Raw genomic sequence first — 23,278 nt, 5'->3', positions numbered from 1 at the left:
AATAAAACCTTGTTCTCATCAATTACTAAATAGGATTTTTGTTTAGGCAGATTCTATCGCTTACACCCTGTTTTCTTACGCAAAAATCCCCCTAGTATGTAACTAGGGGGATTCAAAATGGCATGACTAAATAAGGCTTTTTTCCCCCTAGTAGACCTTTGGCACTATACAACGTAAAGTAATGAAAATTCATCACTTAGCTATCTTAAGAAGAGCCTTAATCGGACAATTCCTGTTCTACCCATTGGCGTCTTTCGACATTTTTGGGCAATAGCCTGTGTTTGCATAGGAGCCTCACCTAACAGGTTAAGCAATATAAATTTTATGTATTTGTTTCGTGTAGCAAGCATAAATATATATTTTTTTCTTGTCAAGTAACCGTATTGCTAATTTTATATGTTTTATTGCATTATAATCCTTTGAGAAATGATGTGAGAAAATGTATGTAATCATTCTGTATAAGTACATATTTTCGACTTGTAGTGTATAGTTTGATTAAGTTGTTTAACCATATAAATTTGATAAACAGTAAAGAAGATTTTAATCATAAAAGAAGATTTTTTTAAGAATGTTCTTTTGATGTACAGAATGACTAATCATTCATCTTCTGTTATAAAGTTAAAGATTGATTATAAACAATAAATTTCATATGTTTTATAACGTTTCTTCGAATGAATTCTATTTGAATCCTATGTTTTTTAAATGGAATTTTAAATTTGTAATAGAATATAATTTTGTTTTCTATTACAAATTTTTTTAAGAATGAAATTGAAAGTGAGTTGACAAATATTAAATTCTGGTTTAAATTTTGAAGTAATTCAATAATCTTTGTTAGGTGAGGCTCCTGTATAGAGAAACGCTGCTGCCCAAAAATGTCGAGAGACGCCAATGGGTCAACAGGAACGGTCGGATTAAGGCCCTTCTTAATGTAGCTGGTTATAAAAACCTATGCTATACAGTGCTAAAACTCAACGAGGGAGTGGTATACGATTTGATAGAAAGGCACCTCTGTGATTTTGGCAGAGCTGTCTTAAGAATCATTTATTTGTATTGTGAAAAAACCTTTACTCCTTTTTGAGTAAAGGTTTTTCTGTTTAATTTTATTTATTTTTATCTTGTCTATATTCAAAAAGGAGGTAATTCTAACTAATGAATTGATTGCAATGTAACTATTATTGCTCTAATAAAAAATTTAAGACAGATAAAATAAAATAAAACCACTCATGAAACTCTAGAGTCTCCCTTAGCAATATGAGGAGGAGTTAACATGAAGAAATTATTAAAGGAATTACTTGTAACTAAAAATAATTTGGATGCAGAGAAGGTTTTACGTCTTCCGTCGTATGATGTTGCGCAAGAAGTAAAACGGTTTTCAATTGAAGATCAAGTCATATTGCTAAATACGATTCCGGTATTAAAAAGCTCTAAAATTCTTCAATATATGAGTGCAGAAGAAAAATATAATATCTTAATTCACTTATCTGAAAATAAAGCTAAAAAGTTACTAAATTTACAACCGATTGATGAATTAGTAGATTTACTTCTAGCGGTTCATCCGGAAAGACAGGCTAAATTAATGGCGTATCTAGATAAAATTACAAAACATAACGTAAAAAAATTGATGACTTTCAAACCTGAAACGGCAGGAAGTCTTGTTACAAGTGATTTTGTTGCAGTTAGGGAAAATTGGTCAGTAAAAATGACATTGAAGTACATTAGGGAACATTCTAGAAATGTAGAATCAATATCTTATAGTTATGTTCTTGATAATCACGGTTATCTTAAGGGAATCGTTTCCATACATGAGTTATTACTAGCAACAGATGAAGAGATATTATCTACTATCATGATTCAAGAGGTAATTTCTGTACACGCTGAAATTGACCAGCAAGAAGTTATAAAAAAGCTACTGAATTATAATTTAGCAGCAATACCTGTGACAACAGCAAATAATAAAATGATTGGTATTATAACATTTGATGACGTAATGAATGTTATGGAAGCAGAAGCTACAGAAGATATTCAAAAGTTAGGCGGAAGTGAACCATTGAATCAATCTTACTTTGAAGCTAGCATTTGGAGCATTTTCTTAAAACGACTACCATGGTTATTACTTCTTTTTGTTGCTGAGGCATATACAGGTACAGTATTAAAGTATTTTGAAGACGAAATTGAAACTGTAGTTGCCCTTGCTTTCTTTGTTCCATTATTAGTAGGTACTGGAGGGAATACAGGAACACAGGTTGTAGCAACAATTACTCGTGCAATTGGTATTGGAGAGGTGAAATTTAAAGACATTTTCCGTGTAATGAAAAAGGAATTTGCAATTGGTATGCTTCTTGGACTTGCACTTGCGGTAGCTGGACTCACTCGTGCTTATATGTTAGGTGTTGGAACAGAAGTTGCACAAGTTGTAGCAATCACTTTATTATTTATTGTTATTTGGGCCTCTCTTGTTGCAGCTGTTTTACCTTTGATTCTAAGAAAATTAAGATTAGATCCTGCAGTTGTTTCAGGCCCATTTATTACAACATTTGTTGACGGAACAGGATTAGTAATTTATTTCATGGTTGCAAAAACGTTATTAAATTTGTAAGTATACACTCAAATAAATACGCAATGTAAATTAAGTATTTGCATTGCTTGCTAAGACTTAGTGGGGAACTCGGGAATGAGGAAAATAAACACTTTTGTCTTTATTAAAAAAATTTTTTAATGGATTCATTGAATGTAATTAATACCGGAGGATAAAACTATGAAACATCTAAGAAAAATCTTCAAACGAATTTTGCTTCTATTTTCTATTTTCATGCTTATTGGCATAGGAATATTATTTGGTACTAGCTATGGCTGAGAGCTTCGTATAACAATCGCTGGGAGTATACTAACTTCTCAGCATCCACAATATGCGAAATATACATTCCTATCCCTAAAGGAACTAGATAAACTGCAAGATAGAATTAATCATCCAAAATGGTCAAACAGTGATGAGCATATTTATAAAAAAATAGCAGGAAAAAGATTAGAAGAATTAAAAAATCAGCCATTAGAAATTGATGTAGAAACAATTAAAAGTAATAAAGATAGTCGTTTTCTTTTCGAAGGAAGGTTAGTTACCATTAGCAATCCCTTCAATGTTAAACTTGTTAGCCATCAAGGAACACAGGGCGCTAACAGGGGAGAAAAAATTAGTGTAATGGCAAAACGTAATCATGCACTTGTTGCTGTGAATGCAAGTGGATTTGCTGATGAAACAGGAAGGGGTGGAGGAAATGTTGCAACTGGAATAATAATAGAAAATGGGAAAGCTATTGATACGAATATGGATAGTAATACCCCTACAATTATTACGGGTTTAACAAAGTTTGGACAAATGATAACAGGAAATTATTCTACCCGACAACTTTTGGATAAACAAGTCGTTTCAGCAGCAGGATTTATGCCACAGTTAATTGTAAATGGTGAAAAAATGATTACAGAAGGAGACGGTGGTTGGGGTTCTGCTCCGCGAAGTATTATGTCCCAAAAGGAAGATGGTACAATTATGTTTCTAGTGATAGATGGTAGACAAACACATAGCATAAGAGCCACGTTAAAAGAGTGTCAAGATATTCTATATGAAAAAGGAGCAATAAATGCAATGGCAATGGATGGAGGATCCTCTGCTACTCTATATTTAGGAGGCAGGGTTATAAATTCACCTTCTACATTATCACATGAAGATCGTTATTTACCGAATGCTTGGGTGGTAACAGCAAATCCGAAACAGAAAATAAATATGACGATAGATGGAGAAAAAGTAAATTCCGAAACATTCGATAAATTTGATACAAATATTATATCTCATTAAATAGTAAAAAGAAGCAAATGTAAATATGAAATGTTTTTATAAACCAATTAATGTAAAATTTATATTATGTATTTTTTATATAATAAAACTACATTTCAAGCGAAATATATATAATATTTAAACCCTTTGGTTTTTGGGTAGGGAAAAGAATAAGAGTTCAGCAATACAAAATTGCTAAACCCTTATTCTTTATTCTTTCCTATTCTGCCTAAACTATCTTTAATAGTTGTTTCCCCAAGTTGTGTATATAGCAAAGCTGTATCTTGACTGGTATGCCCAAGTTGTTGCATCACTTGTAACGAGTCTTTTTCTTCCATATATAATTTATTTGCCAATGTATGTCTTAATTTATGAGGAGACATTTTTTTGCCAAAGGCTTTAGTATATTTTTCTACTATATCTTGGATAGCCCTAACAGAAAGAGGCTGTGCAGTATGTTTATACTTCGATAAGAATACATTTTGTAATTCTTTCCCTGGAGCATATTTGTTAGCTCTAATCTCCATATATTTTTCAAGATCATTTAATGCAATTGGGGTAATCCAAACGGAATCTTCTTTGTTTCCTTTTCGGATTACATCAATTAGTCTTTCCTTTAAGTTTATATCTTCCATGCGGAGATCGGCCAATTCACTTACACGAATACCACTACCAAGAAAGAGGGAGAGGATAGCTACATCACGCTCCTTATCTCTTAGGAAATAGAATAACTGATGTTTTGTTAAAGATTTTTCATGTTCGTACTTAACATAATTCAGAAATTCTTGATCATCATCATTATGGAATATTTTAGATCTCATACGTTTTGCACGAGCATTTAATGTTTCTTTATCTTTATGTATTTCAATTTTAGCCATTACATTTCTATAAAAATAGCATTCTCCATCTTCATTCTCTGATAGGGAGGTGAGGTACTTAAATAAAGACTTTAAGGCCGAAATTTTTCTGTTAACAGAGGAATTCTGCATGTTTTGTTGTAGTTTTAGAAACCTCATAAAGTTCTCAACATCTTTTTTCTTTAAATTCTCCAAATCAGAGAAGGATATGTCTTTAATGGGCTTAAATTCAATAATTTGTTCAGATAATAGCCAATTAAAGAAGACTCTAAAATCATATACATAATTTAGTAGAGTGGAGGGAGAGGCATCATGCAATTCTTTGTACTCCACAAATTCTTCTATGTAAAAGGGCATTTCATTTAAATTCTCGTATAATTTCTTACGATGTACGGATTTTTGACGTTGTTTACTGTAATCCATAAAAATCACCTCATATATACTATAACAGAAAAGAAACTCGAACACAAGTTCGCATTAAATTCAATTTTTACACAAACTTATTTACATAATTAAATTATGAGATGCTAAAAATAATCAATAGTGAATGGAATAATGTATTTACTCAAGTAAAAATTATAGATAATTAAGCGAGAAATTTGTATTTGACCATAAAAATTAGTGCAAAAACTAGATATAAATGTATGGAAAATAAAACAAATTTGATATATAAATTCATACAAAAGATCAATACATGAATATAGTTTAAAAGTCTTTATAAAAATATAAATTGGTTTATATAATCATAATTATGGGGATTTAATTAGGTCAACGTGAGAAAGAATCTTATAAAGTAAAATGTAATTTACTATAAAAATTAGTAATGAGTTATTCAAAATTTAATAATTTCTGTATAAAGTATGAAGTATATAGGTACATACCAACATACTAAGATTCATGAAACTAAGCTCGAAATCCCTAGATACCGTTATTAGATTTTTATTTAACTCCCTTATTGTTCGTAAAATTGGTATTTCGCGCGAAGTTTTTGGTGTTTGTTTTTCACCTCTTCTTATTAACTTTTATGCTCTTCTCACAAAATACGTCATTCACTTTATCTTTCATCAGTCTGAATATCTTTTAGTTTTAGACCCACTATACATATTAATATTGATTACACGATTGCTTATAGGAACTATCCAGTATATAAACATACTTTAATACAAAACAAATAACTCTAATCGCTTAACACTAAATAGATTGTATTTTTCACAAAACTTAATTGTTTATGATGTCGAAATAGAGTGTTTCCTTTAGTACTTTTATATTGTACTTGTTTTAGCTGATCATTCTACTAAATGTGATATTAATACAGATTTCAAAATATAACTTCTAAATTTCTCTTCCATCTCAATAACACAAGTATACTTGTTCATTTGATACTTACTGCACTCTTTTTTTACAAATACCCATAGTAAAGGTTATGTAAACTGATAAAAAGTAAGTTGGTAAGCTAACCTACTGCATAACAATTGTCTAGAGGCATTTAGATCGATACAGTTATACCCTTTTTAATATTTTTGATTTTAGAAGCTATAACTTTGTCACTTAACATGCAAAATTATAGCCTCTTAATGTTATAGCATAAACTATATTATTTATTACTTTCCATTATAATTAACTTTACACTTTTAATTAATTCCATAACATCATTCCAAAAAGAAAATAATTCATCTTTACTAAAAACCACTCCAGAATCATGAGACATCTCATTTGCAATATTCACCAATTCTTGCTTCACTTCAGTTACAGGAAGCAAGAGCTCTTTTATTTACGACAAAATGGAATTATTATCATTTATTTCTCAACATTTAATATATTGAATTAAATTCTCTTTATTGGTATTATAATGGTGACAGTTTGTTTTTAGTGCTTTAGTTTAAGGACCTGTTTTAATACATCAGGTCCTTCTTAATTTTCTCACTAATAAAATATTTTTTTAACTAGATAAGCATGTTTTATTGTATAAAGACTTTCCACCCATAGAAATCTACCTCTTTTAAGATTATGCTTATATATTTGTTCTTCCTACTAGCTATGAAATAACGGTTTTGTTTCGTTTTTTATACACCTAAATTTCCATAAACATCCCCATTTACTTCAAACTCATTCAAGTCTTTAATAAGATACAGCTTTAATAAGCTAGCAAATCCCTCAGTCTTAAATACCAAACATGGATATAACCAACCATAGTATCTTCAATTATTTATGTATTTTCACTTTCTACTTGAATACTACCCAAATCAACTCTCTATAGATCCAATTTAAGTTTTTCAAAGGTTTGCATACCAAATGAACTCTACCTAGTTTCAATTTTTTAAATTATGCTATACGATTGTGAAACATAGAAAAATTTAAAAAAACGCCTAAGATATCAAGGGTATCTCTTTCTCATTTCTTTAAAATTACCGTCCGTTTTTCTATAAAAAATTAAAAAGCTGTGTTAATAGCGTTATTAATTCTTTAGTTTCTTTTATTAGAGATATATTTGATTAAGATACACACTAGCTAAATGTTTTAATACTTGAAAATGGATATTGGAGAATTTGAAATAACTGGGGCTCTATAAACTTTTTTAAAAGTAATAAATGATTATAATAATCATTTTGACTAGTAATCTAAATTATAAATAAAAAGAGAAGAACCCACCATAGTTCTTCTCTTTTTATTTATAATTTAGGGTATTCATATCCACCGATATGAATAGAAGTAAATTAATGGATGAATAATTTACTAATAGAATTATAACATAATAAACAAAGGCTTTTATATGCAATATTACATATAAAAATCCGATTTTCAAACAATCCTATTTTATAAAACATTTAAATTTAATATCATAAATATAAAATATTAGTTTTGGGATATTATAAACTACCATAATTACTCATTTAGTTATTTTGGTAATTAAACTGATAATAAAAAAGCAACTCGGATTGGGGTTCGAGTTGCTTTTTTAAGTAATGCTTATATATGTATTATAACATTTCGCATAACAAATCCAATATCAAATGACTAAATTTTCTTATTTCTCAATATTTTCAGTTTTATAAAATTACTCTTTAGCGTTTGGAAAACTATTGTAATTACCAAGATTTATTAAATTTTTTCAATAATATACTTCTTAATGAATGATAGAATGTTATACTATTTCATGAGTATAATTGCTTTTACAATTTGTTGAAAATAGATACTCAATAACTTTTGATCATCCGATGCTTTTTTCATAATATAAATTCCTCCTTTTTAAATTTTTTATCACATAATATTTTATATCTATATCTGAATACCTTTATAATACTAAACTCTGATTTGATTTACCATTTCACCTGTAATGGTAAAAGGTTATATTTTTTCTATTTGAAACTAATTTGAAAGGATTTTTTATCAAATGAAAAATACCGTGATTCAAACTAAATCCACTAACATGATTGGAGCGGAAAATAACAATAAGGAAACAAATACAACTTCTTTACAAGCAATATTAGAAATAAAAATAAAAGAAGGACAATTCCAGGAATTTATGGATTGTATACAGCTTGAAACAAATATTGAATTTTGTTATAGAGTTACAGGGAAGACTGATTTTATTGCTAAAATTATACTAGCTGATTTGAGAGAATTAGAAGAATTTGTTGATAATTATATTTCTGTAGCTCAAATAATATCTAATCTTATAATATTCAAAACAAATACTAATTATGATTTGACAGAGAATTAAGGTTATAATCGATTTTTCCTAATAATAAACACCATAACTAAAAACTACACTCCTAACAATTTGAGTGTAGTTTTTTGACAATATAAATTAAGTTTAAGTCACCACTCTAAAACATAATATAAATACATTACTACACAAAACACATAGTAAAATGGAACTAATACTTTCATATCTATATAAAGAATTAACGTGGATATTGTTTCATTTGAGAAATCTATTAATAGAGTAGTTGAAATTTAATTGCTTATTTGAATTGGAATTAGGAAATGATATTGACTATTTTAATTATAATTAAAGGCGAACTAAAAGAAATGAGTACTGTATAATACAGTACTCATTTCTACATAGTTATTTATACGTTGTTTCGACGTTATAAAATTTACTTCATTAGCTATTCTTTTCATTTAATACGCTGCTATTAAAATGATTTTGGAGCAACTTCTTGTTGTAAAACTTCTATTTTTTTTCTATGATTTAGTTCATTAAGATAAATTACCATCATAGTAGCAGCAACAACCGTACCTATCACTCCAAACAGATGGCCTGCATTCATAATCCCAATCCACTGAATAGGTAATGCTAACGATAAAGGTAAAGCGGCTTTGGTAAACTGGAATGCTAGTGTAGATCGACTAGACCAAATAACCGTTTCTTCTTTTGTTTTAATAAAGTCAAACATGACAGTTCTTTGATTGATACGTGAACGATTAAAAACAAAACCAAGCATAAATGAAACGGCAATTGCTAAATACCAGGAATGCACTAATCCTAAAGTAATATCAAAAACAGCAATTAATAGAAAAATTGACCTTGGAATAAATTTTTCAAATTTCCCAACAAGTGTAGCTAATAAAGCCCCTAAACCTGCTGCAGCACTAACAAATCCATACTGCATAGGATCCCAACGATATACATCGTGAAATAAAATTGGTACTAAAAAATTAAATGATGCAAGTTGTATTGTTAAAACAGCAATACCAGTAATTGTAATCCATAATATTTTTGAATTATCTATTGGATTTATTTTTTCAATATGATTTGATACAGGTTTTTTATTTTGCTGAACATCTTTACTTTTTAATAGCGGCATTAGAAGAGGTAAAAATACCCCAATACCTAAAGAGAATGCTAAACCATAAAGTACATTATTAAATCCACCTACATTCATCATAAATCCTGCTATTGCATTCCCACCAAATGCTCCAATTTGTATTGCAGTTTGTAACATATTTGAAGCCTTTCCTGCTGGAATTTCTCCTGATAGTACCATTTGAGACATATATGTTTCTAAGCTTTGCGTAGATAAAAATAAAATAATAGAAAAAACGCCTGCAAAAATATATAAAGTAAAAACATTAATATGCTCACTATTTAAAAGACTTATTATAATCAGAACAATACCGATGCAACGGACACCAGAGAAAATTAACAATGGACTTTTTGTTAACCACATCTTAAGACTTTTCGAATACTTTTGCATAAAGAATGGTAATAAACTCATTAATGTTAATATAATCCCTAAATGAGTAACTGATCCCCCTTTATCCAAAATTGTCCAAGTTAGAGTTACTGTTAACATACCTTCCCCACAAAGAGTCAGCGCCAATAGTACTATAAATATAAATTGAATTGGCATTATACATTCCTTCTTTCTTATATCGGTTGTTTGACCTTAAATTTGTTTTAACTTGTTTAAAGAAAGGGATTTGGAAAATACATAACAAAATTGCACATTGGAAATATTCTGTTATATCCGCCCTAAATACTATTAAATTGTTATTTAAATACTGTAAACAATCCAATCACTCTTATTTGCATTTTGTTTTTTATAGAAATTTTGGGCAATCATATTATCTTTTGCGGTAACCCATTCCATATATGCATAATTATTATCTTGGACGTACTTTTTGCAAGTATTAAATAACATGTCCCCAACACCCAAATTTCTATAATCAGGGATAACAAATAAATCATTTAAGATCATTGCTCTCCCCATACTTAACGTACTGAAAGTGGTATATAAAGTAGCAAATCCTATTGGCTCTTTATTAACCGTACAAACGTAGAATAATCCCAAATCTTTATTTTTTATAATAGTCTTAACTAATTTATCTAAAGAACTTTTTTCATGAATAGGTTTTTCATAGAATTCCATATACATTCTAATTAAATTGATAACAGTCTCTCTATCATCATAAGTCGCTTCAAAAATTTCAATATTCTCGAGATTGTTCATAGTCTTTTCTCTCCTTATACTCCAGTAATCATTTTCGCTATTCTCTTACCAATACCAGGAGCCAATTTTACTCCACCACCACTCCAGCCAGTTGCAACGATTAAACCTTCTGCTTGTGGAAATTGTTCTATAATTCCTCGATTATCTGATGTATATGCATCAAAGCTTCTTCTCCCACCTATAAATAAGTTTTTATTTAGATATGGCAATCTACTTTTTGAATTTTGAAGCATTTCTTCTAAGTCATTTGGGTCAATTGACATTTTTTTGTCCGGATCAATATCATACTTATCTACTGGATACCCTACTAGAGAAGTACCCAGATTATCAGGTCTGCCATATAATCCAGTACTATCATCTATAAAAATTGGATGGTCTTTTTGTCCTATTCCATCAAAGAAATGAATTTGAATAATTTTACTTCTTACTGGAATTTTAATACCTATAGTATCTAATATATTTCCACTCCAGGCTCCTGCTGCAACAACAACATGTTTACAATGTATAGTCCCATAGGAGGTCTTAACGCCTACAACACAGTTATTATCCATTAAAATTTCTTTCACTTCGATTCCTTCACAAGCTAATGCACCTTTATTTTTAGATGTTTCAATCCATGTATTCGTGGCTAACGCTGGGCTAATGTACCCTGCTTGTTCCTCGTAAGCTACACAGCAGTTTTTAGGGGAATTTATAAATTTAAATTCTTTCTTTAATACTTCAGGTGAAAGGATACTAATTTTATGTCCGGATTTTTCAAGTTCTCCAATTTGCTTTTCCATTTTTATATGTTGTGTTTCATTTTCAACATATAACATTCCAGTCTGCTTAAATTTAACCTCTTCACTAATACTAAAAAAGTCATTTATTCCTTCTTTTGCTATTTGAGTTAGATAAGGATCATTATGATAGACCCTTATAAAACCTCCAGATTGGCCTGTTGATCCACTACTAAAGGAATTTTTCTCTAATAAAATTGTATTTGTAATATTTTGCTTGGTTAAATAATACTGTATAGCTGCACCAATAATGCCGCCGCCAATAATAACTACATCAGCTGAATGTTTTATGGTAATTCACCTCAACAAAAGATTTATCAATAACTTGTGCAATTATCCATGAAGCTCCTAAACGATCTCCATTGCTTGAAAATTTAATTGTAGAATTACCTGTTGCTAATTTATTAATTAAGTTTTCTACATTAGATTCAATACATTCTAATAGATACGAAGCTGCAAGAAATGATGTTTCTACATAATCCTCTTTTGCTTTTATGGTAAAAGCATCATTAGAATAATCTTGGGCTAATTCTATAAATTCATCTACATAAGAATCATCTGAAGCTATAAAAATTCCTTTATACCCTCTCATCCTTAGTTCCCTTAAATAAGTTGCCGAGTTAAAGTGTGTCCCAGCAAAGAAGATTGCATCGCTATACTTATTATTTTCACTATTAAAATCTTCAATTCTAGTAACTTCTTTAAATAAAGAAGTTGCACTTTGATAAAGTAAATCTGCTAGGCTTTTCCCGTAAAATGTTTCATCAGAAACTGCCGTAATCGTTTGAATATCTTTAGTTTTCAAAAAATTAATAACGGTTTCCACTTGTACCAAATCATTAGAACAAAACCTAAATACTAATTCCTTGCTATTAAGCGTAACGTCTAAATTAGTTGATGCAGGAACTAAGAATGGAATTTTCGCCTTGGAATAAAACGGTATTGCTTTTAAAGCACATGCACTATTAAAGTGTCCAATTACAGCAACAACCCCTGATTCAATCATTTTTTTAGAAATATCTTTGATGGTATTTGGATCTCCTTTATCATCTTGATAAACCCATTCGATGTTACCAGCATAATTTAGCTTCGCACGATTTACACCCTCAATTAACATTTGTCCGTATACAGACCTAGGACCTGAAAAAGGGCCTACTACTCCAATTTTTATTTTCTCTTTCATAATTTGAGCTCCCTATATATTTTTTATTAGGAAATATAAGGAGGTAAGTACTACCTCCTTATATCATCAAATATTCTGAAGATAAAAACTGTCGTTTGTTTTTGAAAAATAATTCTCTTGAAGATCTACTTTCTGTCCAGCAGGCAAAAAGCTTACTTCGTCATCCAATTGCATGTCAATATTAAATCCCAAATCCCCCCATAGCATTTTACCAAATGTAGGCATGATTGGGCTAGAAAATAATGCTAAAATTTTTGCAGTATATAATTCTAGTGCAATAGCAGTATTTCTTCTTTGTTGATTATTCTTTAATGCCGTTAAAAATTCTTCTCCTGCTGAGAATTTTTTAGCAATTCTGACTAATTCATTTAATAATCTAACTACCTTTTGCGGTGAAAATGTATTTGGTTCATATGCATTCATAATTTCATTCATAATTCGATTTACATGTTGATAATACATTAAATAGTTACCTGATAGTGTCTCTAATTCTGGAGCACCATTTGGAAAATCTGCTTCTAACTTGCATTTTAAATCATATAACCATGATTCCCATTCTTGGTTTAAGTTCGTATCTACAATATGATTAAATTCTTCCATAGTGAAGTTTGTTTCAACTGTTTCCGGTCTACTATAAGATAAATAATACCTTACAACATCATGTGAAGCATTTTCTAATAATTCTTTGCCCCATACAGCATGTCCCCTGCTTGTTGAAAACTTAAGACCCTCTAGTTGATAAAATTCATTTGTTATCATTGTTTTAGGAAGAGTTATATCTTCACTATATGCTAGCCAAATAGCTGGGAAAAGCACTGAATGGAAATAGCCATTATCATATCCAAAGAAATTAATGATAGTCGTATCTTGATTATTCCAAAAATCTCTTAACGTATACGAAAGGTTTTTATCCTGAATTAATTCGTTTGTTGCAGATAAATATCCAGGTGCCATTTCAAACCATACATATATAGTTTGATTTTCATATCCTTCTACCGGAACTGGAATTCCCCAATCAGATACATGTGAAATAGGAATATCAGGCAAATCCTCATCTAGCATTCTCTCACATAATGCCGTTAGATGTGGCCCTATTTTTAATTCTTTGTAGTACTGTTTTAATTGTGTTTTATAATTACTTAATGGGAAAAATAGTTGTTTAATTTTAGATTGCTCTGGTTCGCTGCCACAACATTTACAAGTTGGGTTTAATAAATCTATACACAAATTAGGTCTACCACATTTTTCACAAGCGTTGCCATCTGATAATTCATCACAATGTGGACAATTACCTCTCACATAAGCTTCATAAAGGTGCTTATCGCATTGCTTACAGAATAGAATGTCGACTTCTTTTTCTACTAATTTACCTTCATTCCAAAGTTTTTCAAAAAACTCTTTGACAAACTCAATATGGAATGTTGAAAAATGAGGTTTTACAAAAATATCCGGATTAATTTCTGCTAGTCTTAATGTCTTTTCAATTTCATTAGCAAAATGATCTGCCGTTTCTCTAGGAGATTTTTCTAATTGTCCCGCCTTAAACGGCACATAGCTTTGATGATCATCTGCCCCACTCATATAAAAGACTTCATTTCCTTTAAGTTTTAAATATCTAGTTAAAATGTCAGCTCCTGTATATGGACCAGATAGGTGCCCCACATGTAAATCACCATTAGGTGTTGGTGGTGTGGCCGTTATTAAATATTTCTTTTTACCTGAATCTAACTTCTTGCTATTTTTTTTACTAAAAGCATTTTCCCACCATATGGTGAAGAATATCAAATTTTCATCTGTTGTATTTTTCAAACTATGTTCTTCAAATGGTGGAATAAAGATGGCGTCCCCTTGCGTAACAGGTTCTTCTTTTTTACCCACTTTAACTATTCCTTCACCCTTAAAGATAATAAAAGTTTCAACTTCATGATGTCCATGAATTTTAGAAATTTCTCCAGGTTCTATGATTCCCCACATTGCACCGAATGGTGAATCATACAATTTATTTGAATGCGGAAATAATCGTTGACACATAATATCATATTCATTTGTGAAAATCTGTGGATTTATCTTTTCAATATGCATCTTTAGACCCCCTATATTATGAAACCACGTTTTTAGTTTTTTCTTCTGTTAATGAATTATTTTCTTGTACAGTTTTTAAAATTTCATTTGATCGAATAGATAAATTAGATAATAAAGTGTCACTCAATCCATGAGTGCTTTCATTTACACCCTGCAAATAAATACCAGGTTTAAATTTATCCGTTGTTTCTAAACGATAATTTCGGGAAACTTCAATACTATCTGAAATGTATGAGTTAAGATTTTTTAATAAGGGATGGTTCTTTTTACTTTCGTACCCAGTAGCAAGAATTACAGCATCAGCTTCAATAACAACTTCTGTATGTTTAACTATGTCTTTGTAATAAACAACCGCTTTATCAGACAGTGTTTTTATCTCCGTTAATTCTAAAAATGGTTTTATTCTAAAACGATCTTCTCCATGAAATTTTTGGTTATATAAAGCTTTATTAATTTGGCTTATTAAACTTCCATCCGCAGCTGCATAATTAGTATCACTGTGGTGTTTTAATAAAGCATCTCGATTTTTTTCTGGTAAAGAATAAATAAAATCAATCATATTAGCGTCAAATATACGATTAACAAGCTTACTTTCATTTACAGCTTTATATGAGAAAGGTCTCATCGTTGCCGTAATATCTGATTTCGGATAATTATTGATTAGATGGAAAAATAATTCAGCTGAACTTTGTCCTGATCCTACAACTAAAAACTTATGAGCATCATTTTGTTTAAAGTTATTAATTTTGTTTTTAAATTGACTTGAATGAAATACTCTACTATTATTCATTTCAATATGTATTGGCGTCCTTGGTGTTCCACCCGTAGCCAAAACAATATTTTTAGTAATATAGCTCTCTAATTGATTAGTTTCTGTATTTTGCACAATAACTTCTAATAATTCGACAGAATCTTCAGATATAATAGGGTCTACTGAAATTACTGTTCGACTATAATAAACGTGTTCTTCTAATTGAGAAGCAACCCAAGACATATAATCATTGTATTCAAGTCGTGACGGATAAAACTCTGAGAGATTAATAAAATCGCTTAGTCTTTCATTTTCATGTAGATAATTTAAAAAGGAGAATTTACTTTTAGGATTTTTTAGAGTTACAAGGTCTTTCAAAAATGAAATTTGAATATTTGTATTCTCTAAAAGCATCCCCGGATGCCATTGATAGTGCGTTTTTTCTTCCAAAAAAATTCTTTCCATTGAATTATTTTCTTCTTCAATAGCAGTTGCCAAAGCTAGGTTTGCTGGCCCAAATCCAATTCCAATAACATCATAGATTTTATTATTCATTTGACTCGTCCTTTTCGTTTTTTTTAATTCTCGTATATAATTTTATTTTTTATAGTTTTAAAATTAATTTCAGAAAGCATTTTATTTAGACATAGTAACCTTCTTACTTAAAAGTCCAGTGATAAGTTCAATTGTTGTGTTGACAGTAATATTATCTATATCTAATATAGGGTTTATTTCCGTGAACTCTGCCGCTATTAGGTTTGTATTATTTTTTAACATATCAATTGCTTCTTTTGTGTCATCTAAACTTAAACCATGTGGAACAGCTAATCCTCCTCCAGGAGCAAATTCAGGATCTAAAGCATCTAAATCAAATGTTAGATGAACTGCATCTGTATTATTATTGAGAATCTTAATCGCCTTTTCCATAATGTTTTTTATTCCATGCTTTCTCACATCGTCTGCTGTAAAAATTGTTACTCCTAAATTTTTGAGAAACTCTTCTTCCCCAGGGTCTAAATCACGAACTCCTATTTGTACGATATTCTTTGGATCAATTTTAGATTCTTTCTCTAGAAAATCTTTAAATTTTTCGTTACCGTATCCTAAGAGAATTGCTAAAGACATCCCATGAATATTACCAGAAATCGATGTTTCAAATGTATTTGCATCCCCATGAGCATCAAACCAGATTACTCCCAATCGTGGTATTTTTCTAAGAATTCCAGTAACAGTACCAATTGCAATACTATGATCTCCGCCTAAAACTAATGGGAAATGCCCTTTTTCTAATTCGTTCTCAACTGTTGAAGCAATATTTTCACATATATTAATGACTTCATTTGTAAAGTCTTGTTTGATAATTCCATAATTTTCATTATTGGTTGAAGGAAGAGAAATATCTCCTAAATCAACAAAATCAATTCCGATTTCAGTTAATTGTTTGGATACACCACCATATCTTACAACAAATGGTCCAAGGTCAACCCCTCCTATACTAGCTCCAAAGTAAGTAGGTGCTCCCAAAATAGATACTCTTTTATTCATAATATTTTCCACTCCTCCCCCATGTTAATGCACATAGGATTACTTGGTTTTTAATCGCTACTATTAAATACTTTACCAATAAATCTAGCGGTTATATTCCTCGTTTAAGACAAGGAATATAACAACCAGATTTACTTAAGTTTTTATGCATGCACCGGAATTTCTAATTCTATATCTAATTGATTATCTAATACTCTAGCTCTTTGGCGCAATTTTTCCACATCAGATTTAGCATTATATGGTGCTCTTAATGAAAGTAAGCCCGTTATATCAAATCCTTTTGGAGCATGATATACTTCAGCTCCTACTTTTGCTACAGGATAGTACGCCTTATACTCTGGCTGTTCAGCAACAATTCCCAATTCATTTTTCTTTATAATTCCAGATCTATATACAAATTTAATACAAGTACAAGATTTTGGTGTTGTAGATCTAGTTAAGAAGAATTCCATAATATCCCCTTTGCAATCTAATAAACCAAGAATATTAACGGCTACTAAATCAATTCCATGTACATCACGTATATTACGATAAACATGCCCGCCACTGATTCTAGTACTAAATTCTACAACTTTAAAATTCCCTTGCGTATCTCGGCGTAGTTCTACATTAAATAAACTGTTTTCAATAGCTAATTTTCCACATATTTCTTTAGCAATATTAACAACTATATCTTCATCTACACCAATATACGGTAAAGTGTATTCATCTTCCTCGAAATATGGACCCATCATTTTATTTTTATTGTGAATTCCACCAAGGTAAAATTCTCCATTTAAAACAACTCCATCAACTGTAATTTCTTCCCCAGTCAGAAATTCTTCTACTAATGCCACACATTGTTGTGTTTGGTTAAAATAGAATCCTTTATTTGTTTTAGAAAGATTAATAATTTTTTCTAATGAATTATTCAATTCTTCTAAACTGTTAACTAAATATACAGATTCACTGCTAGCAGCCATAGTAGGCTTAATGATTACAGGGAAAGGAATATTTTCTATTTCTTTCTCTGCATCCTCTATAGAATTAACTTTTGCAAATTTAGGACTAGCAATAGAATTCTTTAACATAAATTCTCTCTGCTTTGATTTATCTCGAGATGTCGTAGCAGCTTCAACAGATAACGCTTTATTCCCAAAGCGTTCATTAATTTTAGCAGTTAAGACAATATCAGTTTCTTGCCAAGTTACAAAAAAGCTAATTCCTATTTCTTTTCCTTTTGTAAAAATATAATTTTCAGCATCTATTTCAGAAGCCTCTTCAAGTACAATTACTTCTTTAAAGCGCGCATCCATTGTTTTACTTGATACACTCGTAAACAAGTAAAGTTCATCAGATATTCTCCCTGCAGTTTCAATATGATCACCATGAATGCTATAACCTTTTCTCATGATGATTCCAATTTTTTTATTTTTCATATGTAATCTCCTTTTCTTCTCTGTATATCTTGATAACACGTTGTAATCGTATACTAAAACTTTTGATTGTTCAATAGATTAGAAATATTTAGAAATATTTTTCCGTAAATATATTTTTATGTAAAAAAATACCAAAAACTCTCAAATTGAAAGGCATGCAACTAGATATTTTTACTTGAAAAAACAAACAAGAATTCATTAAAAATGCCGTAAGATTTACCTTTTTTAAACATAAATTTACTAATTTTAACATTTTAGTTTTTTTCTATTGATTATTATTTATTGAAAAAGTTTATTTTTCTTTAATGTAATAACATACCTGCCTATAATTAGTTGTTGTCTAATTTAAACAAACTTGATAAAAAGACTTTCATTTTCACCTTCTTATTATGCAATTATCGTTGTAATTTAAAATCTTTTTCGCAAGAATATTCAGCAGGTGCAAAGAAAACAAGTACCGTGAGATCTTCTTCAATAGTATGAAATCTATGTTTCATATTAGCCTTTACATAAATAATAGAACCAGATTCAACAAAAATATTTTCACTCTCTACTTCAAGTTGTGCTTTGCCATTGATAATATAATATACTTCATCTTCTGTATGTGGTTGTTGCATATCTAAAGAACCTGCTTTCAATTCATAAATTCCCATACTTAGGTCCGTTTCATGCAAAAATTCGTAATAATTTTTCTCAATATTTCTTTTTTCTCTTAAAATCTGTGTAAGTTGATAATTTTTCATTTGCTATCCTCCTAATGTTATAAAATTCTAGAATCAATTAACTAAGTTGACTTAATAAAAGGAATATATCAGGTATAATTTACATTCCTTTACATGTTTGTAAATAATTGATTAAAGATATATAAACTGCCAGCATTACAAAAAGAGATAGAAATAGTCCTATCTCTTTTCTACATAAGGGACATGCTTACAGATTATCCTTTCATATTAATAGGGGAAATCTTAATATTCAATCTCTAAAATATTTTCTCAATATGTATAATTTAATCTTTAATTTATACTATAGTTAACTCTTATTTAACACGTTATCCAAATGTATGGTGTTTTTTCAATCTTATGAAGGATATTAATTCAAGGATCATGTCGAGATCAATTTATTACTAGTATAGTTAACAAGTTCTTTAATGGACTACCTATTTTTCCTTACATAAAACACTTCTTATCAGATATCACGCTTTGTATAACAAATTACTAGATAATATCTTTTTGTTTTACTTTACCTTTAACCTTTTATTATAATTCGTAAAATAAAGAAGCAATGTATGTAATAATGACATACCAACTATCTTAATTATGAGCAGCCTTGTGAACTATAAACATCAAAGAGGAAGCTATATGCATACTAGTATTATTATAAATACCTTGGAACAAGGGGATTCATTCGGTTATGTTAAAATTAGTTCGATAGTAGCTATTAAATATAAAAATTAATCAGGGTAAATGCTACAGAGTGTTGGGGAGTTCATGTAACCATTTCGTATAATCAATAAATATTGAAAGGAGATACATACATATGAAAAAAGTGAAATTCATTAGATTACTTATACTTATATTCACAGTTATAGCTCTAGGAGCATGCAAGAATGCAGAACTTAACAATTCACTAAATTGGGATGTGCAAAAGTTCTCATTTACAGATCAAAATGGGAAGCAATTTGGATCAGCTGAGTTGAAAAATAAAATTTGGATAGCTGATTTTTTCTTTACAAGTTGTCAAACAGTTTGTCCACCTATGACAGCAAATATGGCAAAACTCCAGAGAATGTTGAATACGGACGGGATTAAAGATGTAGAATTTGTATCATTTAGTGTTGATCCTGAAGTAGACACACCAGAAAAAATAACAGAATTTATGAAGGTCTATGAAATGGATGGAGTTAAGACTCATTTCCTCACGGGGTATAAAAGAGAAGATATTGAAAAGTTTGCTAAAGAAAACTTCCAATCACTTGTAACTAAGCCAGAAAATGATACACAAGTTATACACGGCACAAGTTTTTATCTGATTGACAAAAATGGGAAAGTTCTCAAAAAATATTCAGGTGTTGAAAATACTCCTTATGATGAAATTATTCAAGATATAAAAAAATACGATAAACAATTCCATTGAATCAATATTTAGAGGGAAATGAAAGTAAATTTTCTATAACACTTAAAACTGTGTTTATAATAATTTTCTTAATATAGATAATCTTATTGATTATGGTTTTAATAGTGAACTCCCCGCCACTTAACGTCCTAACGGACTGTTTGAAGTGGCGGCTTCTCAGTTAATCGTTACTTTTGATAGCTAACAAATTAGCCTTAAGACAGCCGAGCTAAGTCCCTTGTTCCAAAGCTTATTTTTTTCAATATCAGACTATCATGAACAAAAGTTAGAGAGTTATGGAATAAAATATAATGTGTATGTAGGGGTTCGGAAACGATTCAAGGTATGAGGGGCCACTCTGGAGAAATATTCAAATTGATATGATAAATATAAACAAGAAACCTATCTGCGGATAGGTTTTTATTTTACAATTAAGATGGTTGAATATTGAAACATATATAGATTCTAGGGGGATTAGTTATGCCTAGTATTCAAGATACGATATATCCAAGAATCAAACATAATCTAAGTACAGAAGATTTAAGGAGTGTATATACACCAACCAGAAGTGAAATAGAATGGACAAGTATGAAAACAAAAGGAACATTACAGCAACTAGCATTACTAATTTTGCTAAAGACTGTACAAAATCTTGGCTTTTTTACACGTATTTCAGATATACCTCCAATTATAATTAAACACATTGCTCAGTCCGCTCAATTACCCATCCCTATTGAAACCGAATGGGAAGCATACAGTAAAACACGTACTATAAAAAGACATTATCATTTTATAAGACAATATCTAAAAATTCAACAATTCGATCATAATGCTCGTCAAATCATGCTTGATACAATGAAACATGTAGCCGGAAGCAAAGATGATTCAGCCGATTTAATTAATGCAGCTATTGAAGAATTAATACATCAAAGATATGAATTACCCGTTTATAACACTTTTAAAGAAGCGGCTAATGAAATAAGACGCAAATCGTATCGTTTAATTTATGAGCAAGTATATGAGTCCTTACATGAACAACAAATACGACAAATAGATTGTTTATTCCAAACAGAACCTGACACCTTTTATAGCCCTTGGAATCGTCTCAAAGAAGACGCCAAACGTGCCTCCTTATTTCATTTAAAAGAGTTAATTCTGCATTACGATTGGTTAATACATCAAAAAATACCTGTTTACCTTCTTGAAAGCTTTTCTTCAACCAAAATACAACAAATGGCTGCTGAAGCTAAAACATTAGATGCTTATCGTCTGTCAGAAATAGAAAAGAAGAAAAGATATACGTTAGCCATCTCTTTGATTTCTGTACAAACATCAAGAATTGTTGCAATTTAGCACAAAATTTCGTTCTGGGGGTACTATAAAATTTTAGCTAGATGCAATGTAGCGCTACCCAAAAATACAAAAATCTCTATCAAAAAAAGAATGGCGCCTACGCACCTTTCTTTTTTAATTCACTTGTACTCTCTTCAGCATCCAAAATCTGAATCACTTTAACGTAGCATTGTACGGACCTAATTACTTTTTAGAAAAATAATGAATTGTCTCCTTACTTTTCAGTAACATATTTCCTTTTATAATTAAAAAATAGGTAGCTACTAGAAAATAGATTATCCCTAATATCCAATCCAAATTTGTAGCTAAATTGTGTAAAAGAACATATCTCATATATGCATAACCAATCGGAACATGTAGTAATACAACCGCACCTAATCCTGGGTTGTATATTGTTTTAGCTTTTATATTCGCAAAAATACCATCCCATATGAATTGAAAAAATCCCATTAAAATAGGTCCCAACCCAAGCCATATAATATAATGAAAAAAATTGTGAAATTTTATAGCATTATGTAAGACATTTGATATCAAATATATTACATTCACTATGAAATTAGTTTATTTATAGAATTTCTATAGATAAACAAGGTACTAAATTGACTCTTAAGAAGTCATTACCATTACATTTGTCGAAAAATTGAAAAAATATGTGTAGATAGATATCATCTTAATTACATATATAATTAATTTTAATTCTCTGACATAATTCTTAAACCAGTTTTTTGTACATTATGAAATAAAATATTACACAATGTCAGTCTTTAAAAGATTATATATCAAAACTTTTAGAGAGGAAGAAAAACTATGAAGATGAAAAGAAAAATCATGATGACAACAGCACTTGCAGCTACATTAGCTACAGGTGCACTAGCTACCACATCAGTGTTTGCTGCAGAAAAAGAGGCTTCTATCCAACAAAACGAGGCACAAATGAGTATTCAACCATTAGCACAAAATAATTTAGAAACAGCAGTTAATGCTGCCTTAAATGGTCCAGAAGTCAAAAAAATAAAAGTATTTGAGCATGAATTTAACGTAAAAGAAATAGAAGTAGTAAATCTAGGTGCAGGAAAAAAATATGTTAAGGGACAAATTTCTCATCATTTAAGTTTCCGTCCAGATGATCAATTTTATTATGAGTTTACTGTGCAAGATGGAAAAGTAGTAGATAAGCCTGTATTTAGTATTGATAGAGGTGGTTGGACACCATTTGCTGCTCCACTTTTATCAATTCTTGCTGCTTATAATGGAATTCCAGTTAATCCAAATGATTTAAATGCACTTGGTCAGCAGATTGGTAAAGTTATAGATGGAAGCTGGGAACATGCAGCCCAATCTATCGCAACTGTAGTTAGTCTAAGTTTTAATGAGTAGAATGTTTTAATTTTTATTAGTATTATAGGGTCCAC

At 30.0% G+C, this 23,278-nt stretch carries 17 protein-coding genes and 2 riboswitches; of the genes, 6 read left to right on the top strand and 11 right to left on the bottom strand.

What is annotated here, in order from left to right; translation table 11 throughout:
• Positions 1–136: 136 nt before the first annotated feature.
• Positions 137–313, bottom strand: a riboswitch (M-box (ykoK) riboswitch).
• Positions 314–820: 507 nt separating this feature from the next.
• Positions 821–988, top strand: a riboswitch (M-box (ykoK) riboswitch).
• Between the two features lie 279 nt (positions 989–1,267).
• Both mgtE and ACUN0F_RS04055 read left to right on the top strand, forming a co-directional pair.
• A complete protein-coding gene (gene mgtE / locus ACUN0F_RS04060; RefSeq protein WP_445539166.1) occupies positions 1,268–2,596 on the top strand; it encodes a magnesium transporter in 1,329 nt (442 codons plus the stop codon).
• Between the two features lie 267 nt (positions 2,597–2,863).
• Complete coding sequence (locus ACUN0F_RS04055; RefSeq protein ID WP_445540800.1) at positions 2,864–3,850, top strand: phosphodiester glycosidase family protein; 987 nt, start codon at positions 2,864–2,866, stop codon at positions 3,848–3,850.
• 182 nt (positions 3,851–4,032) lie between these two features.
• Here the strand turns inward: ACUN0F_RS04055 and xerS are convergent, their stop codons facing one another.
• Complete coding sequence (xerS, locus tag ACUN0F_RS04050; RefSeq protein WP_193674420.1) at positions 4,033–5,109, bottom strand: tyrosine recombinase XerS; 1,077 nt, start codon at positions 5,107–5,109, stop codon at positions 4,033–4,035.
• Positions 5,110–8,077: 2,968 nt separating this feature from the next.
• Between xerS and ACUN0F_RS04045 the strand changes: the two genes are divergently transcribed.
• Positions 8,078–8,407 carry an Lrp/AsnC family transcriptional regulator gene (locus ACUN0F_RS04045; protein ID WP_445539165.1) on the top strand — a complete coding sequence of 110 codons (330 nt, stop codon included), beginning with the start codon at positions 8,078–8,080 and terminating at the stop codon, positions 8,405–8,407.
• A gap of 418 nt (positions 8,408–8,825) precedes the next feature.
• On the opposite strand, the gene ACUN0F_RS04040 is transcribed toward ACUN0F_RS04045, so the two are convergent.
• From ACUN0F_RS04040 to ACUN0F_RS04000, 9 genes are all read right to left on the bottom strand, one after another.
• Positions 8,826–10,043 (bottom strand): MFS transporter, encoded by a 1,218-nt coding sequence (locus ACUN0F_RS04040; RefSeq protein ID WP_445539164.1) that lies wholly within the window; start codon positions 10,041–10,043, stop codon positions 8,826–8,828.
• Between the two features lie 144 nt (positions 10,044–10,187).
• Positions 10,188–10,643, bottom strand: a complete 456-nt coding sequence (locus ACUN0F_RS04035; protein WP_445539163.1) for a GNAT family N-acetyltransferase — start codon at positions 10,641–10,643, stop codon at positions 10,188–10,190.
• A 14-nt stretch (positions 10,644–10,657) separates the two neighbouring features.
• A complete protein-coding gene (locus ACUN0F_RS04030) occupies positions 10,658–11,686 on the bottom strand; it encodes an NAD(P)/FAD-dependent oxidoreductase (protein WP_445540799.1) in 1,029 nt (342 codons plus the stop codon).
• Between the two features lie 10 nt (positions 11,687–11,696).
• The gene (locus tag ACUN0F_RS04025) at positions 11,697–12,605 is read right to left on the bottom strand and encodes a branched-chain amino acid ABC transporter substrate-binding protein (RefSeq protein WP_445539162.1); all 909 of its coding nucleotides are present in this window, start codon (positions 12,603–12,605) and stop codon (positions 11,697–11,699) included.
• Between the two features lie 66 nt (positions 12,606–12,671).
• Positions 12,672–14,687, bottom strand: a complete 2,016-nt coding sequence (locus ACUN0F_RS04020) for a class I tRNA ligase family protein (protein ID WP_445539161.1) — start codon at positions 14,685–14,687, stop codon at positions 12,672–12,674.
• A gap of 16 nt (positions 14,688–14,703) precedes the next feature.
• Entirely contained in the window at positions 14,704–15,993 is a 1,290-nt protein-coding gene (locus tag ACUN0F_RS04015; protein ID WP_445539160.1) for a lysine N(6)-hydroxylase/L-ornithine N(5)-oxygenase family protein, read from the bottom strand.
• Positions 15,994–16,074: 81 nt separating this feature from the next.
• Positions 16,075–16,983: an arginase gene (gene rocF / locus ACUN0F_RS04010; protein WP_445539159.1), complete on the bottom strand. Its 909-nt coding sequence runs from the start codon at positions 16,981–16,983 to the stop codon at positions 16,075–16,077.
• 143 nt (positions 16,984–17,126) lie between these two features.
• Positions 17,127–18,401, bottom strand: a complete 1,275-nt coding sequence (locus tag ACUN0F_RS04005) for an ATP-grasp domain-containing protein (protein ID WP_445539158.1) — start codon at positions 18,399–18,401, stop codon at positions 17,127–17,129.
• Between the two features lie 395 nt (positions 18,402–18,796).
• Positions 18,797–19,144 carry a cupin domain-containing protein gene (locus ACUN0F_RS04000; RefSeq protein WP_445539157.1) on the bottom strand — a complete coding sequence of 116 codons (348 nt, stop codon included), beginning with the start codon at positions 19,142–19,144 and terminating at the stop codon, positions 18,797–18,799.
• A 793-nt stretch (positions 19,145–19,937) separates the two neighbouring features.
• Between ACUN0F_RS04000 and ACUN0F_RS03995 the strand changes: the two genes are divergently transcribed.
• Positions 19,938–20,534, top strand: a complete 597-nt coding sequence (locus ACUN0F_RS03995) for an SCO family protein (RefSeq protein ID WP_445539156.1) — start codon at positions 19,938–19,940, stop codon at positions 20,532–20,534.
• A 459-nt stretch (positions 20,535–20,993) separates the two neighbouring features.
• Positions 20,994–21,866, top strand: coding sequence for a DUF4158 domain-containing protein (locus ACUN0F_RS03990; protein WP_445539155.1), 873 nt, complete (start codon positions 20,994–20,996; stop codon positions 21,864–21,866).
• Between the two features lie 183 nt (positions 21,867–22,049).
• Here the strand turns inward: ACUN0F_RS03990 and ACUN0F_RS03985 are convergent, their stop codons facing one another.
• Positions 22,050–22,418 carry an HXXEE domain-containing protein gene (locus tag ACUN0F_RS03985; RefSeq protein ID WP_445540798.1) on the bottom strand — a complete coding sequence of 123 codons (369 nt, stop codon included), beginning with the start codon at positions 22,416–22,418 and terminating at the stop codon, positions 22,050–22,052.
• Between the two features lie 255 nt (positions 22,419–22,673).
• On the opposite strand from ACUN0F_RS03985, the gene ACUN0F_RS03980 reads away from it, so the two are divergent.
• Positions 22,674–23,243 (top strand): methyltransferase, encoded by a 570-nt coding sequence (locus tag ACUN0F_RS03980; RefSeq protein ID WP_445539154.1) that lies wholly within the window; start codon positions 22,674–22,676, stop codon positions 23,241–23,243.
• Positions 23,244–23,278: the final 35 nt, after the last annotated feature.

It is taken from the genome of Bacillus sp. 1A (assembly GCF_052682215.1).
This window is presented reverse-complemented; position numbering and strand designations above follow the sequence as displayed.

What these genes read in the sequence shown, in the direction of transcription:
- mgtE (WP_445539166.1), top strand. Translation starts at nt 1,268, where the DNA reads ATGAAGAAATTATTAAAGGAATTACTTGTAACTAAAAATAATTTGGAT.
- xerS (WP_193674420.1), bottom strand. Translation starts at nt 5,109, where the DNA reads ATGGATTACAGTAAACAACGTCAAAAATCCGTACATCGTAAGAAATTA.
- ACUN0F_RS04045 (WP_445539165.1), top strand. Translation starts at nt 8,078, where the DNA reads ATGAAAAATACCGTGATTCAAACTAAATCCACTAACATGATTGGAGCG.
- ACUN0F_RS04040 (WP_445539164.1), bottom strand. Translation starts at nt 10,043, where the DNA reads ATGCCAATTCAATTTATATTTATAGTACTATTGGCGCTGACTCTTTGT.
- ACUN0F_RS04035 (WP_445539163.1), bottom strand. Translation starts at nt 10,643, where the DNA reads ATGAACAATCTCGAGAATATTGAAATTTTTGAAGCGACTTATGATGAT.
- ACUN0F_RS04025 (WP_445539162.1), bottom strand. Translation starts at nt 12,605, where the DNA reads ATGAAAGAGAAAATAAAAATTGGAGTAGTAGGCCCTTTTTCAGGTCCT.
- ACUN0F_RS04020 (WP_445539161.1), bottom strand. Translation starts at nt 14,687, where the DNA reads ATGCATATTGAAAAGATAAATCCACAGATTTTCACAAATGAATATGAT.
- ACUN0F_RS04015 (WP_445539160.1), bottom strand. Translation starts at nt 15,993, where the DNA reads ATGAATAATAAAATCTATGATGTTATTGGAATTGGATTTGGGCCAGCA.
- rocF (WP_445539159.1), bottom strand. Translation starts at nt 16,983, where the DNA reads ATGAATAAAAGAGTATCTATTTTGGGAGCACCTACTTACTTTGGAGCT.
- ACUN0F_RS04005 (WP_445539158.1), bottom strand. Translation starts at nt 18,401, where the DNA reads ATGAAAAATAAAAAAATTGGAATCATCATGAGAAAAGGTTATAGCATT.
- ACUN0F_RS04000 (WP_445539157.1), bottom strand. Translation starts at nt 19,144, where the DNA reads ATGAAAAATTATCAACTTACACAGATTTTAAGAGAAAAAAGAAATATT.
- ACUN0F_RS03995 (WP_445539156.1), top strand. Translation starts at nt 19,938, where the DNA reads ATGAAAAAAGTGAAATTCATTAGATTACTTATACTTATATTCACAGTT.
- ACUN0F_RS03990 (WP_445539155.1), top strand. Translation starts at nt 20,994, where the DNA reads ATGCCTAGTATTCAAGATACGATATATCCAAGAATCAAACATAATCTA.
- ACUN0F_RS03980 (WP_445539154.1), top strand. Translation starts at nt 22,674, where the DNA reads ATGAAGATGAAAAGAAAAATCATGATGACAACAGCACTTGCAGCTACA.